Annotated in this window: 13 protein-coding genes; 6 read left to right on the top strand and 7 right to left on the bottom strand. The window is 62.8% G+C overall.

From position 1 onward, the window contains the following. Window positions 1-377: hypothetical protein (locus tag DC522_RS35130; protein ID WP_205769830.1), on the top strand; the 377-nt coding region annotated here is incomplete at its 5' end. Between the two features lie 521 nt (window positions 378-898). Here the strand turns inward: DC522_RS35130 and DC522_RS29300 are convergent. The 5 genes from DC522_RS29300 to DC522_RS29320 form a co-directional block, all read right to left on the bottom strand. Continuing rightward, complete coding sequence (locus DC522_RS29300) at window positions 899-2,014, bottom strand: hypothetical protein (RefSeq protein ID WP_116532034.1); 1,116 nt, start codon at window positions 2,012-2,014, stop codon at window positions 899-901. 162 nt (window positions 2,015-2,176) lie between these two features. After that, complete coding sequence (locus tag DC522_RS29305; RefSeq protein ID WP_116532035.1) at window positions 2,177-3,070, bottom strand: class I SAM-dependent methyltransferase; 894 nt, start codon at window positions 3,068-3,070, stop codon at window positions 2,177-2,179. Window positions 3,071-3,375: 305 nt separating this feature from the next. Next, entirely contained in the window at window positions 3,376-4,053 is a 678-nt protein-coding gene (locus DC522_RS29310; protein ID WP_116532036.1) for a hypothetical protein, read from the bottom strand. Window positions 4,054-4,084: 31 nt separating this feature from the next. After that, the gene (locus DC522_RS29315; protein ID WP_165820366.1) at window positions 4,085-5,302 is read right to left on the bottom strand and encodes a polysaccharide biosynthesis/export family protein; all 1,218 of its coding nucleotides are present in this window, start codon (window positions 5,300-5,302) and stop codon (window positions 4,085-4,087) included. Between the two features lie 68 nt (window positions 5,303-5,370). Then, window positions 5,371-6,540, bottom strand: a complete 1,170-nt coding sequence (locus tag DC522_RS29320; RefSeq protein ID WP_165820367.1) for a glycosyltransferase family 2 protein — start codon at window positions 6,538-6,540, stop codon at window positions 5,371-5,373. A 295-nt stretch (window positions 6,541-6,835) separates the two neighbouring features. Between DC522_RS29320 and DC522_RS29325 the strand changes: the two genes are divergently transcribed. From DC522_RS29325 to asnB, 4 genes are read left to right on the top strand one after another with little or no spacing between them, the layout of a single operon-like run. Beyond that, window positions 6,836-7,042, top strand: coding sequence for a hypothetical protein (locus tag DC522_RS29325; RefSeq protein ID WP_116532039.1), 207 nt, complete (start codon window positions 6,836-6,838; stop codon window positions 7,040-7,042). Next, complete coding sequence (locus DC522_RS29330) at window positions 7,032-8,228, top strand: glycosyltransferase (protein WP_165820368.1); 1,197 nt, start codon at window positions 7,032-7,034, stop codon at window positions 8,226-8,228. Before DC522_RS29325 ends, DC522_RS29330 begins: the two co-directional genes overlap by 11 nt. Next, a complete protein-coding gene (locus DC522_RS29335; RefSeq protein ID WP_116532041.1) occupies window positions 8,225-9,373 on the top strand; it encodes a glycosyltransferase in 1,149 nt (382 codons plus the stop codon). Before DC522_RS29330 ends, DC522_RS29335 begins: the two co-directional genes overlap by 4 nt. A 2-nt stretch (window positions 9,374-9,375) precedes the next feature. Beyond that, window positions 9,376-11,292: an asparagine synthase (glutamine-hydrolyzing) gene (gene asnB / locus DC522_RS29340; RefSeq protein ID WP_116532042.1), complete on the top strand. Its 1,917-nt coding sequence runs from the start codon at window positions 9,376-9,378 to the stop codon at window positions 11,290-11,292. A 10-nt stretch (window positions 11,293-11,302) separates the two neighbouring features. Here asnB and DC522_RS29345 read toward each other — a convergent pair whose 3' ends face one another. Next, window positions 11,303-12,820: a lipopolysaccharide biosynthesis protein gene (locus DC522_RS29345; protein ID WP_116532043.1), complete on the bottom strand. Its 1,518-nt coding sequence runs from the start codon at window positions 12,818-12,820 to the stop codon at window positions 11,303-11,305. Between the two features lie 51 nt (window positions 12,821-12,871). Next, window positions 12,872-13,564, bottom strand: coding sequence for a sugar transferase (locus DC522_RS29350; RefSeq protein WP_116532044.1), 693 nt, complete (start codon window positions 13,562-13,564; stop codon window positions 12,872-12,874). Window positions 13,565-14,597: 1,033 nt separating this feature from the next. On the opposite strand from DC522_RS29350, the gene DC522_RS29355 reads away from it, so the two are divergent. Then, on the top strand, window positions 14,598-14,896 hold a 299-nt coding region (locus tag DC522_RS29355), incomplete at its 3' end, for a hypothetical protein (protein WP_133239404.1).

Here is a 14,896-nt window from a genome sequence, read left to right on the forward strand (position 1 = left end):
GCCTGCTCAATGACACCCTGATCGACTACTACACCACCTACGAGGCCGATCCGCGCATTCTCACGGCGGTCAAGAAGGTACTCGATTATCTCTGGAGCAAGACCTGGGACGAGCAGAGCCAGTCCTTCATGTATATTGAAGGCGACTATGCTGGCGAGATGAGGGAGCCGGCGCCGGACCTGAACAATCTGATCCTGAGTGGTTTCGGCTGGGTCTATCGGCAGACCGGCGACACTACCTACCGCGACAGGGGCGATGTGGTCCTCGCAGGAGCCGTAAGGGGAGCGTGGCTCGACGGCAGCAAGCAATTCAATCAGGCCTATGCCACGTCCTACAAATACGCTGCCTTCCGCAAACAGGGGGAAGGAAAGCGTTAAGATCGACCTCGTGGGCTCGACGGTACGGCTTTTTTGCGTGTTCCATCGGCTCAAGAAGCGCGACCTCGTGCCATTGGACGGAGGCTCCGTGGCCTGAAGGCCCATCAGGGTTATGCTGGGCAAAGCGTTGCCGCTACAGCCTCGGACGTGAAAAGTGGATTTGCACTTTTGGGTCCGATGCTTTCTCCTTCAATGAGAGCATCGTTGGGCGCGGAAAACCGGATCCACTTTTCGCTGACGCGGACCTTCGGTTCCGCACGATGCGCTAGATCTGCACGGTCGGACGGCTCACGCCAAGCGCACGCGGAGACTGAGGGCCTGAGCCGTCTTGCGCCGCCGGGCCCAAGTCTTCAGGACAGCGCGATCCGTGTCATTGAGGGCAAGCGAATGGGCCGGTCGGTTGGGCATGACCACCTCCAGCACGCGGGATCATACATCACCGACGCAGAGGCGACCTGCCAAGAAACTTCCAACTCACGCAACTAGGAACGGAGATGAATCTCCATACCTTCCCAATCCCGTCAATTGCTATTGCCCTGCTTGGCCGCCTCATAGTTTTCTCCACTGATGTCATTCCTGAAATAAATCTCAATACGCATCGCGAATGCAAGCTGGCTTGCCACAAGAATCACCACGCATATCCAGAACACCCTCGGAGCGCGGGCGAGCCGCCGAACTGACGGATAACTCTGCGGTAGAAGACCAATCAAAGGAATGACAAGGATTTTCGAGTAGCGGAAGGCTGCCCAGATCACCCACTCATTCAATACGACAAGCAGCCCTAGAACCGGAATCAGAATGGCAATCATCTCAAGATTACCTCGTCGTCCGTAGATCCAGGTCATTGCCCCGGTACCAAAGAGCAGGCCCAGCAGAATGAGACCTTTGGTGATGCCGCGCACATCGCCGCGCATGAGTGTACCCAGGATGCCGTCTAGTAGCGGCAGGCTTGTGTGCACCGAAAAGTGCTTGGACATATCGACGGACACTATCCACAATAAGCCCTCCCCATTGACTGCGACAAAGAGCCAAAACAGCACAAGGGGAACACCAGAACCGAAAACGCGCCACAAGGGGAAGCCTCGTCGCCACGCGACGAGACCGATGAGCGCGGAGAACGGCCAGAGGGCCTTCTGCATAAGAAGCATCGCCGCTATTGCCAGTGTAAGGCGCGGCCAGTCCCGCTCGTAGAGGCACAGAACTGCATAGATGAGAGCAAAATTGGCGACCATATCGGACAAGGGCCATGCGATGAGCGTGATCCCTACAAATGGATAGAGTCCGTAAATCATGGCCCCCAACCGCGCCGCAGCGGGGTTCACGTGTTCGGCAATCTGGAAAAACACCCAGAGCGATCCACTCCATGCAGCAAGGCATATGGTCTGCATCAGAAGCACATCACCGATTGTATTGAAGGTCAGCGCGCGTAGAGCCCACAGCAGGATCGCATATCCAGGAAGGTGCCAGTTGGCTTGCCACCAGTGCTGACTTTGCAACGAATACCCCAGCACATCGCTCTGGAGCACAGACGTTCCCATCAGGCGGAACATTATGACCACTAACAGGAAGGCGGTGATACCTATCACCGCGACCTCGGCGAAGTCATAGCGCTTCTCACCCGCCGTTTGAGCCAGCATGAGATTCCTCGCTGATGTGACTGATGAGGGGTGGCATGCTGCCATAGGCTGGAAGGATTAACCCGTGATCTTAGGGACTACTCCCTCGACGTCGTGGACGGCTCGTCCTGCTTGATGGATGAGGGCTATCGTGAGCGACATCCGGGCGAGCCGTCTGGACCTTCAAGTGACCGAAGCCGTGTCTGTTCGCGCGGGCTTCACCGCAGAGAACTTCATGTCCGTGCGCAGATCCCTCGGAACGATGCGGTTGAGCAAGGATTGGTCAAGGGCGCGGCACGTTCGGCGGATTGCCGTCACGACAGGAATCACACCCGGCAATGTTCCCTGCATATAGCGGATTGCAGTGAAGAACGATTGGTCGAGCACGGTCTCCAGGAAACCTTCAGGCACCAGACGCACATTCTCGTAACCGGCCGTCACGCGCCTGAGATCGCGGATGGAGAAGGTATGGACGTCGATGTTGTCGTGTTCCCACGAGATGCCGGGTCGTCCGCTTACGAGCTTGTAAACTCGGTTTACGCCGATTAGCGGCAGCTTGAGCGTTTCGATGATGCGTTTGCCCCACTTGGAAGGCTCGCCGATGAAGATGCAGGAGCCACCCGGCTTCAGAACGCGCCGCACCTCGGCCATGAAGGCCAGAGGATCGGGCAGGTGATGAAGCACGGCGCACCCAACCACGAGATCTATCGTTTCATCCTCGAATGGTAGGCGCACCATATCAGTCTGAACGGTTTCGATGCTGCAGCCTGCAGCCTCTGCGCTCGCCCGCGCCCGAGCGAGCATGCCCTCGCTGATATCGGCCGCGATGATGCGATCGAACCGCCCGCTCATAGCGAGTTTGACCGCGACATTACCGGTCCCGGCGCCTACGTCGACGACCGTGCAGCCGGTGGGGAGAGGGCGGCCCAGCACCCGTTCGAGTTCCGCGATCATCTGCCTGACGGTGAAGGAATCGTGGATGACACCCATCCGAGTGTCATAGACGTCAGCCTCGACCTCGTCGTGGTACCGGCGGTTTTGCTCAAGGACTCGGTTAACATCGACGCTTTGACGCATGATTCCAAACCTCCAATACAGCTCCAGTCCCAGGGCGCTCAAACAGCGGCGCGACCTGACCCCGCCTGAGATTCCTCACAGCCTGAGATCCCGAGCGTGCACTCCGCACTCAGTCCTCTCGCGATTGACGCCGTTATCTCTGCCACCATGTCCTGGCTGCTCCTGGAACGGATATAGACCTGCTCCGGAAGACTCCTCTAAGCATCCCATAATTCATGGACCAGGAATGAGAACTGGTCGGCAATTCAGTAGCAGAGCGTACTTCCTAAGGATCAATTCTGCTGTTCGCCCTGAAGGAGCCGGGATCAGTCCAGGATCTCGCTCGCCCTCACCCTCCGGACGATCCGCTTTGCAAGCCAGGGAGCGAAAAAGAACAGCTTTTGTGCGCTGCGGGCGATCTCCTCCCCGACAGAAGTGTACCCGCCCTGGATCATCACAATGCCGAAAGGCCTACATCCCGTTGCGCGGGCCACATCTACTGCGTTTCTGAGTCTCTCTTTCGTGATGTCCCCTCTCCGGCAAACCAGAACCAAGGCATCACAGGCTGCCGCGGCTGCAAACGGATTCACGGTATCCACCGGTCTGTCAAAGAGAGGCGCAAGGTCCAGGACGATGTAGTCGTAGGATGACAGGTCATTGTCCAGCATGTTCCGGAACCACTCGATATTGTCGAACAGGAACTGCACTTCCGGCCCAGCCCGCACCGTGAGCCGGGCGAAGTCTGCCTGCGTCCGGGCGGCCCTGATCTTCGCTTCTCCCTGCCCTGGGGTCCAGGCCTCCTCGCTGGCAGGATCCTGCGCCGTTCCGGAGATATCGATCAGGAGCGTCGGCTGGCCTGATCGCGCCAGAACGCCCGCTGTAAGAGCGGCGAAAGCGCTGACACCGGACCCTGGCAGGGGGGCCGCGAAGGCGATCGCGCGCGCCTTGGTCTGTCTCAGCGCGAGGGTGATTTCTTCGGCGGCTCTGATGCAGAAGTTGTCCATGTCCTGTCCTGGCGACGGGCCGCACTCTCCGTCACTCACCAGCCCTGAAGTCCTGGGATACGATTAGCACGTCTCCCGGCTTCAAGGGGGTGGACTGGTCGGCCTTCATCGTCGTCTGCCCCGTTTGGTCGCTGCGAACTACCGAATAGATGATCTCGATCCTGTCGCCGCGCTCTGCCGCGATGGAGGCGCCCGCGATGGCATTGTATGCTTGGCGCGCCGAAGCCGCCTCGTCTGCCAGCTGGGAGACCTCTTTCTGAAGGCGGTCAATCTCCGCCTCGATAGAGGCTTTGCGCTCCTCCGTGAGCACCACCGTGTCCCGCTGCATGGCCGCGACCGTCGCCTGCACCCGTGCGGTGGCGACAGCCACGTTCGCCGTCTTCTCCTCCAGTTCGGACACCTTCATGTCCGCCTCGAAGGCGCGCTGCGCGACCACGATTCCTTTCTGCTGCAATTCGCCGAGCCGCTGGCGCGCGTCGCGCTGCATCTGGAGCAGCTCCGCGACCCGCTTACCCTGCTCACGCAGGCCATCAAGTTCCTGCGCTGCGAGCTCCATGCCGCGCTTGAGCGATGACAGCTGGTTCGAGAACGATCTCTGCCGGCTGAGCAGCAGGGTTTTCTGGGCCGCGATCAACTCCTCGGCTTCCTTCTGCCCCGCGATGGTGACGAGGGCCGGCGGGACCTGGATCTCCGTTGAATCCTGGCGCTCCGCCTGTAACCGGGCGAGAGCCGCGAGGGCTCGCTTCCGGTCCTCCATGGCACGCCGGTATCGGGCCATCTCGACCTCGCCGGCCGCTGGACCTCCGACATTCGGCCCGGCAGGGCGGAACATTCCGCCCGACAGGGCGACCGCCTGGAGCACCGTCATGCCGGGGTGCCAAGGGACAGCCCCCGGCCTGGTCACGAGTCCGGTCACGAACAGAGGCTTGTAGGCGGCGACTTCGACGGTGACGGCATTGGACCGTCCCGTCATCTGCTCCAGGCGTCTGGAAAGAACCTCCTCGAGCTGCGCCGTCGACATTCCTCTCACCGGAATGCGTCCCAGAAGGGGGATCGATATCGTGCCGTCCACACCGATTCGATAGTCGCCGGTCATCTCTTGGTTACCCGGGAATCTCAGCGCGAGTCTTTCGGCATTGGCTACATCGATGTCGCCTCGGTCAGGAATCGGGGAAGTCCCTGGTGGAGATTGCGCGAGCGCGGGGGCAGAGAGGCAGGCCAGGACAGCAAGGAGAGACAGGCGGCGCATGCGGTCACTCATGTTGCGTAGCGTTAGAAAGGCTATCATCGTCAGGGACGGTATAAGGTCCGAGCCGTTCAAGCCTTCGCTTTGGCTGCGGCGGAGAGCTTCCATGCGTGTCCCTGCAAACCGCCGAGCAGGATCAGGGCTCCGATGAATCCTGCTGCGTGCCCCTGAACGAAATAGGCCGCCCAACGAACTGGGCGAGGTATCATTCCGGGTACCCCCAAATGGCCGACAAGGGCCGCTAAGCCGACGAGGACCTCTCCTGTAAGGGCATAGAGGTAAAAGCCCCCTTCCCGCACGGCGAGAACCGGAAGGGAGACCGCAGCGATCAGCAGGAGAAAGGGCATGAAAGCGCGCAGGGCCTTTCCGGACAGAAAGGTGAAGGCGAGTCCGGGCCGGCGCGGATCGGCAAGATCAGGAAGGCGCAGAACCTGCTGGAGATTGCCCGCGCCGATCCGGATGCGGCGTCGGAAATCCTGTCGGGCGGTGCTGGTCTCGAGTTCCGTTGCGACGATGCCGATATCGTAGACGGCGTCGTATCCCCGCCGCACGATCCGCATCGGCAGGACGAAGTCGTCGTTGATCGTGTCAGGCTCCAGAGGCTCCCACAGGTTCCGGCGGAAAAGATAGAAGGCTCCATGCGCGCCCATCGGCGCACCGACCGCGCCTTCGGCGGCTTTCACGCGGGTCTGATAGTTCCAATAGGCCCGCTCCCCTTCGCTTCCCGGACGGATGAGCGCGTAGGTCGGGCAGACCACGCCGACGGAAGGACGCTTGAAATGGCGAACGGCCTGAGACAACGCCTGCGGATCGAGAAGCGAGGAGGTATCGCTGAGGGCGACAATGTCAGAATGAGCCCTGCCGATCTGGTCGTTGAGCACAGCGATCTTGCCGATGTTGGACGGGTATTCGACAATCCGCAGATCCAGGCTGCCGATCTCTCCCAGAAGGCCCCGCGCAATCGCTGCGGTACCATCGGTGCAACCGTCAAGCGGCAGCACGACGGTCAGCCTGTCGCGCGGATACTCGAGCGCCGCCAGATTGCGTATCTTGGCGGCGATTACGGCCTCTTCGTTATGGGCCGGGACGATGATCGTGACCGATGGCGGAACAGCGGGCTCGGACACGGGTTCATGGGACTTGCGTCCGATCCACGCTGCGATGGCGCGGACCACCAGGGGATACCCGACGTGGTGGTACAGGATCAGGACAACGGACGCCCAGAAGACCAGCTTGATCATTGTTTCGCCTACGCCAGCAGGGCCACATAGGCCTTGCCATGATACGGGCAAGATACCTCGCAATTGCCAGCGCCATGCCTTGCGACAGCACAAGGCGAGCAACATCATATTCGGCGACATGTTGAACAGCCATGCACTGAAACGTTGGGGCAAAGCCCGCAGGCATCGCTCGCCAGGATGGGATGCAGCACCTTGAAGAGCGTGGGCAGCGGCATCATCGGAGACCTTCCGTCCAACGTGTTCTCAGGCGAGGTGCCGACACGCGTTCTGCGCCAGCTTTGCAAGGTTCCGGTCGATGCAGCCCCTCAATGTCCTCATCACTGTCAACACGGAGGTCTGGCCCGGGATGGCGGGCTTCAACGATCTTTGCATCGAGCACGCTTCGGCGGTCGTGTCCAGAATCCTGATCTCGCCTCCCTTCACGGCTGCGGGATCGGCGGGCAGCACATGCGCCGCATGCGCCTATGAGGCAGCCAGGGAGAAGGGATACGATGCCACTTGAGGCCTTTCCGTCGATTGTCCCGCACGGACCGGGCACTCCCCGCTTGCGTGTCGCCGCCGTCATGGATACCTGGATCATCTCGGGACCGGGGCGCCAACTCACGGCGCTCTCGCGGGCGCTGCAGGAGCATGGGATCGACCTGCGAGTTTTCATGTTCCAGCGCTCGGGCCGCCCACCATCCCCCTTCATTGGCTATCTTGAGCGAGCGGGTGTCCCCCACGTGGTCATCCCCGACAACGGCCCCTTGGACGCCGCTCTTCCCGGACGCCTCCGCCAAGCGTTCTACGAATGGCAGCCGGACATCATTCAGACGCACGGCTACCGCATGACCACCTTGGTGTTCCTGCTGCGGCTCGCGGGCCTGCGGCTGCCCTGGATTGCCTTCTTCCACGGGGCCACGGATGAGAACCTGAAGATGCAGCTCTACAACCGGCTCGATAGAATGCTGCTGCGCCGGGCCGACAGGCTCGTCGTTCTGTCCGAGGAGAACCGCCGCGTGTTCGCGGATGTCGCGGAGCGGGTCAGGCTGATCCATAACGCGTCCTTTCCGATCCCGCCGGACGGGGAGCACGTTCGGCTCGACCACCTCCGTCAACCGGGCCGGCCGCTCATTACCGCGGTCTCCCGTCTCAGCCCCGAGAAAGGGCTCGACCTCCTGATCGAGGCCGTCGCCCGCCTCTCCGCCGCCGGGCGGCCTGTCTCCCTGGCGGTGGCCGGCGACGGGCAGGAGCGCGCCGCGCTCGAGCGGCAGGCGGCGGCCCTCGGGATTCAGGACCACGTCCACTTCCTGGGCATGGTCCAGAACGTGACATCACTCTATTCCCAGGTCGATGCGGTCGTCCTGCCGTCCCGACCCGGGCGGGAGGGGCTGCCAAACGTTCTGCTCGAGGCGATGCGAGCGGACGCGCCCGTGGTCGCCACCGCGGCAGGATCTGTGCCGGATGTGCTGGCCGTCCCCGGGTCCGGCGAGCTCGTCTCGCCTGGAGATGTCGACGCGCTGGTCCAGGGCATCGAGGCAGCCCTCGCCCGCGGAAGATCGCCGGAGGCCTCGGCTGCCCGAGCCGAGGCGATCGACCGGTTCTCGCTGGAACGCCGCGTAGCCGCCCACCTGTCGCTGTACGCGGAGGTGCGGCCCGACCTGCTCGCCGGGGCGCCCCTCGGAGCAGCCGTAGCGGCGACGACATGACAGCGGGCGCCCCCCTCGCGGTGGAGATGGTCCTGCCCTCTCTCGAGACCGGCGGGATGGAGACGATGACGGCCGCCCTCGCCCAGGCCCTGGCCGCGCGGGGGCACCGGGTCGGCGTCACGTGCCTGCAGAAGGAGGGAGAGCTCGCAGAGGGTTTGCGGCGTGCCGGGATCCCGGTGGCGCTCGTCCCCTGCCCCGGGACGGCCCCGATCCTGCGCCCCCACCCAGGGCTTTGTCACCATTTCGCCGCGCGGGCGCCCGATGTGGTCCATGCGCAGAACGGCGTCTGGGCCAAGGCCGCCCTGGCGGCGCGGGCGGCGGATGTGCCGGCGGTCATACACACGGCCCACGGCTTCAGTCTCAATGAGCCGTGGTTCGGGGACGCGCTGCGCTGGTGGGCCGGGCTCCGTACCGACATGGTGGTGGCGGTATCGGCCTCCCTGCGCGAGCACCTCGTCCGGAGGGCCCGGATCCCCGCCTCACGCGTGGTCACGATCATCAACGGCATCGACACCGCCCGCTTCGCCCCGAGCGGAAGGAGCGGGATCCTGCGGGAGGCCCTCGGCATCGGGCCGGACGTTCCCCTCCTTGGCTGCGTGGCCCGGCTCGACCCGGTCAAGAATCACGCCCTGCTCCTCGAAGCGATGGCGTTGCTGGTCCGTCAGGTCCCCGATGCTCGACTCGTACTGGTGGGGGATGGACCGCTCCGCGAAGCCCTGCAGGAGCGGGCGGAGGCCCTCGGCCTCGGAGGCAAGGTTCTTTTTGCCGGAACGCTCGCCGACACGGCCCCTGCCTACCGCGATCTTGACCTCTTCGTTCTTCCGTCCGTGTCCGAGGGGACATCGATCAGCGTTCTTGAGGCCATGGCGAGCGGAATCCCTGTAGTGGCGACGGCCGTGGGCGGAACGCCGCAGCTGCTCGACGGCGGCACCTGCGGAACGCTCGTGCCTTCGGGAGACCCCGCAGCCATGGCGGAAGCCATCCGACGCCTTCTCACCGACCCGGTCGGGCGGACCCGGATGGCGCGAGCCGCTCGAGAGCGGGTCTTGGAGGAGTTCGGGCACGCGGCCATGGTGCGCGCCTATGAGAAGCTCTACAGGCAGGTCGCCGGGAAGAGCGCCAGCCTCATCCGAAGGGAGGCTTGAGCATGTGCGGCATCGCAGGAGGGATCGCCCTCGCTGAAGACCGGCGGCCGGACCCGGAGAAGGTCAGGGCGATGGCCAGGCTCCTCGCCCATCGCGGGCCCGATGGCGAAGGGCTATGGATTTCGCCGTCAGGACGGGCCTGCCTCGCCCACCGGCGGCTCTCCGTCATCGATCTCGCCGGAGGCGGCCAGCCCATGGTCGACAGCTCCGGCCGCCGCGCCATCGTGTTCAATGGCGAGATCTACAACTACGTCGAACTCCGCGACGCCCTCGCTCGCGAGGGCGAGGTCTTCCGTACGGCCTCCGACACCGAGGTCCTCCAGCGGCTCCTCGCCCGCAACGGCGCGGCGAGCCTCGGCCTCCTCCGGGGCATGTTCGCCTTCGTCGCCTGGGATGACGAGAAAGGCGAGCTCATCGCCGCCCGTGACCGGATCGGGAAGAAGCCCCTGTTCTTCGCCGAGGAGCGGGGGATCCTTTACTTCGCTTCGTCGATGGGGGCGCTCCGAGAGGGCATCGGCGGGGCCCGGATGATCGATCCGGACGCGCTCGACCGTTACCTCACCCTGGGATACATCCCCGCGCCTCTCACGATTTACCGCGGCATCCGCAAGCTGCCCGCTGCCACCGTGGCGGTCTCGGATGGCGGAATGCTCGCCTTCCAGCGGTATTGGGACTTGGCTCGTGAGAACGAAACATTCGAGGGCTCGTATGGAGAGGCCTGCGACCGACTCGAGAATCTTCTGGAGACGGCGGTTGCGATGCGCCTGCGCAGTGACGTGCCGCTCGGCATTCTGCTCAGCGGTGGCATTGATTCCAGTCTCGTAACCGCGATCGCGGCGAAGCGCGGGGAGAAGCCCGTAGATACGTTCACGATCGGCTTCGGCGAAAGCGCCTATGACGAGAGCGGGCAGGCTACCGAAGTCGCCCGCCGTCTCGGGGCGCGCCACCACGTTCTGCGCCTCGAGAGCGGACTGATCGAGCTGATCCCACGGGCTGTGGTCCATTTCGGCGAGCCCTACGCAGGTTCGTCCGCGCTGCCCTTATGGGCCCTCGCCGGGCTGGCCCGACAGCACGTAACGGTGGCTCTCGGCGGGGACGGTGGCGATGAGGGGTTCGCTGGCTACGAATGGTACGCGACGGCGGCCCGCCTGGGTGGCCTGGCGGATAGGATCCCGCGAGGGGCGGTCCGCGTCGCGGCCTCCGCCGCTGCAGCCGCAGGGCTGCTCGGGAGCCCGCACCGGCTGGGGCGCCTCGCGCGTGGCCTCGGATTCTTGGCCGCGGAGGACTTCGGGGCGCGCTTCGCCGCCCTGCGGTGCTGCCTCGGGGTGGGGGAAGCAGCCTTCCTCTACCGCGGGGAGCTCCGCCGGCGGGACACGGAGGGGCTGATCCGCCGCGCCTTCGAGCGGGCCCAGGGAACACCCCTGCGGAGGATGCGCTACGCGGATATGGAGACCTATCTGGCGGACGACCTGATGCCCAAGGTCGACGTAGCCTCCATGGCGCATGGGCTCGAGATCCGAGCTCCTCTCCTCGACCACGAGGTTGTCCGGTTCGGGCTTTCGTTGCCGGACAGGTATCTGATCGACGCGCGCGGTGGGAAGCGCATCCTGCGCGACCTGCTGTTGCGGTACCTGCCGCGTGATCTCGTGGAGCGGCCGAAGCGGGGCTTCTCCATCCCTTTGGCGCCGTGGTTCCGCGGCGCGCTACGCCCGCGCATCGAGGCGCTCGCCGGCAGCGAGCGCCTGGGCGGCCTCGGGCTGCTCGATCCAGACGGCATCCGCAGGCTCGCCGACGAGCATATCGCGGGGGCCCGCGACCACAGCGAGCGGCTCTACATCCTGCTAGTTCTCGACCAGTGGCTGGGTTCCTCCAGTGTGGGTGCCGTCCGAGCTGACGGAGATCTGGAGGCTGCGGAATGACGGTCGGCCGCTATGTGATCCGCAGACGGCGGATGAGGTCCTTTGCGGGGCCGAGAGCCTCGCGGCCCAAGATGATGAAGGCGCAGGCAGGCAGATAGATCGCTGCGTACAGCGCTCCGTACCCGATCAGGGAGACCCATCCCCGGACTGGCCACTCGGCGGCTGTCAGCGAGATGGCGGCGGTCGCGGCGGCCCAGACGGCAGCGACCGGGAAAACGGCATAGCGAAGGTATGCCAACGGGGTCACATCCAGCAGCCTGCAGGTAAGAAGCCAGGGGCAGAGGCCACGGAAAACGGTCGCTGAAATGGCAACGGCATAGCAGACGCCCAGAATCCCGAACGGCCTCACCACGGCGGCCGCGACACAGAGTGTGCACAGACCTTCCATCATGGCGAACCGCGCCAGGGTCTGGTGCCGGCCCATCGCGGTCAGGATGCTGTAGGTTACCCCCTGGGCCATGGGGAAGGCCTCGCCCAGCAGGAGCACCACGAGGGGCACGAAGGCCGCATCCTGCCGGCCGCCCTGCCAGATGGAGATGAACTGGGCCCCCAGGCTCAGAAAGCCACCGACAAAGAACAGCGCCAGGGCCGTGGCGGCGCGCCCGCCGCCGACGAAGAGGATCTTCTGCTCGTCCCCGCGTCGACCGAAGAAATAGACCGCCGCACGCGGCGCCGCGATCTGGGTCAGGGAGAGCATCACGGTCGCACAGTAGGTGGTGAGCTGCCGGGCGATGGTGAAGGTCGCCACCGCACGGTTGCCAAGGCTGTGGCCCACGAGGGTCGTGCCGACCTGCTGAGTGAGGGATCTTGCCACCGATAGAGCGGAGAACCAGAAGCCGATGGGATAAATCTCCCTGAGCGCAGCACGGCTCAGGACGCCCGGAACGGGCCTCAGGCGTGGCTCAACCCACCATGCGCACGCCGCTGTCAGGACAACCGTCGCCACATTCGTCGCGAGGCCAATGCCCGCCAGATGCGTCAGAGGCGAGCCCTCGTGGATCAGCAGGAGGATGAGGCAGAGGCGGATCGCGATGACCGGCATCTCGACGAGATTACTGAGGTCGAAGCGTTCGTGGCTCCACAGGACGACGTCGAAGATCGAGGTGGGGAAGTAGAGAGCGGCCCAGACGCCCGCGATCAGCAGGGCCCCCCGAACGTCGGCGAGCTGGTGATCGGGCACGTGGAAGACGAGTGGGAAGATCTCGGCCATGGCAAAGGCGACGAGCAGCGTGACGGCCCCGGCCCCGGTGAGCAGCGTGAGAGCCGTCGACAGAGTCCTGTTGAACCCTTCAATGTCATTGGCGCCTCGGCAGCCGGCGAGAAGCCTGCCGAGAGCGCCGACGACGCCGAGGTCGAGAATCAGGAGGTAGGCTGCCATAGTCGAGATCAGTGCCCAGATACCGAAGGTCTCGGTTCCCAAGACCCTGAGCAGATAGGCGACGATGATCAGTCCCTCACAGGCTCGGAGGACGGCGACGGTAGCCGTCGTCCCCACATTCACAATTGATCTGTGACGTGTCCGGCTCATGCTCCTCCCTTGCCATCGTGATCCCGAAAGCCGCGAGCGCGGCTGTCCTGATTAACGGACCATCTTTGGATCACGTAGGACTGAGAAGGTGAGCCATAGAATCCAAAGATCCAGCACAGGCCCGTGGTGGAGCAGATAGAAGAGATCGTATTCAAGCTTGTGCCGGGTGTCGTGGACCGTCTCTGCGTAGCCGTAACGGACCTGAGCCCAGCCAGAGAGCCCCGGCCGCACAAGATGTCTGAGATCATAATAAGGAAGGCTGTTGCGGTACTCCTCCACTAGAGGGACTTGCTCCGGTCTGGGTCCGATCAGGGTCATGTCGCCGCGCAGGATGTTCCAGAACTGAGGCAGCTCATCGATATGGGTGATCCTCAGGAACTGTCCGAGCGGAGTGATTCTACAATCGTTGATCGCGGTTGCGACCCCGACCTTCTCGGGCGCCGGCTTCATTGTTCTTAGCTTCCAGATCCAGAAGACGCGTCCTTTGTATCCGACCCGTTCCTGTACGTAGAAGACGGGTCCTCCCATGGTACACAGGATAGCTACAGCGGCGATAGCAATTACAATGAGAACTGCAGGTCCGGCAAGCAGGACGAATACGATGTCGACTCCCCTCTTCACGCTGCAGTACCATTGCCTTGAGGCAACAGCCCACAGGACCTGTTCCGCGTTTGCTTTTGTTAGGCAGACCCTCTCGGGGGCAGTGTATTCACCTTTGACATCTGCGGAGAACTTCGTAAGCACTCGACCAACCTCAAAGTTTCAGCGCGCCCCGTTCATTGTCCGGCATTATGATCTGACTATCCGTTTTGGTTGTTTGTTGCCTGGTTGTTCGTTGCGCCGTCCGGCTCACGGCTCCCCGCGCGAGCGCGCTCCGTGTGGAGGCACGTTCTTAGTCCGTAAGCCGGCCCTGAGCGCTCGCCATGGATTACAGGACGCACCTGCCGGATGGTCAACGGGAATAAAGAGCCATCAGCGCTTTAGGAGAACCATGGAACTTTTCCCGCGCGTTCATCTTCGGGCCTGCGGCCACGCTTCCTTTACGGAACAATGCCAGGCGGAGAGGGAAACGGGCTTAAGCATCGGACGTGAAAAGTGGAATCCACTTTTGGGGCCCAGCCGACGCCCATTTCCTAGAAGAGCGCATCGTGATGTGCGGAAAACCGGGTCCCCTTTTCGCTGGCGTGGCCCTTCGGGCCGCTGACGCGGACCTCCGGTTCCGCACGAGGCGCTAGAGCATCGGATCAATCCCAAAAGTGGACTGCACTTTTGGGATTGATCCGATGCTCCCTTCCTTAGAGAGCGCATCGTGGGACTCGGAAAACCGGATCCACTTTTCCGTACGATGCGCTAGCTATCGTTTTTCAATCATCGAGCTTAGGACAATCTTTACGAGCTTGGCCTCTATATTGCCTTATTTCCTTTCTCTAAGGCCGATTCATGAGCTTAGGCTTGAGTATCTGGGCTGAGCGAGTTCTGTCGGTCAGAATAAAGCGAGTAACGGATGAAGGCCTGGCACCAGTAATTTACCCTACGTCAATCGATCCCGGTTGATCTTATTGCGACGATAGATTGCACGCAGGCGTTCCCGCTTTTTTGTATGGGGCAACGTCTGATTACTTCTGACATTTTAAAGGGCCAGGAAAAGCGCCATCCTATCTTCGCAAAGAAAGGAGTTGTCGACGCGAGCATATCAAGCTTGGGCGAGGGCGTAGCGCGTTCCTCGCAACAATAAAACATTTTTAAACACCAGATATTAAATGGTGGGGCAAAACCAATGGCTATCTCTTCTACGTTTGCATCCCTTCTCGCGCCCAAGATCTCGGTCAGCACCGTGACGGCCCAGGGCGGCGTCTACAGCAAATACGAATCTGATTTCACTCAATACGCTGCCAAGCACTGGAGCCAGGAAGGCTCCTCTTGGGAAAACGCGAACTATTACGATCGGGCTGAGATCTTCTACAACTGGTACAACCGGACCGGCGACAGCTCTTATCTCACCAAGGCGAATGCCCTCGCGGTCAACTATCGTGACAACTATCTGAAGGCCAACGACTATGCCCCCTCTGCGCATTG

Source organism: Microvirga sp. KLBC 81 (genome assembly GCF_003075415.1).
Classification (GTDB): domain Bacteria; phylum Pseudomonadota; class Alphaproteobacteria; order Rhizobiales; family Beijerinckiaceae; genus Microvirga.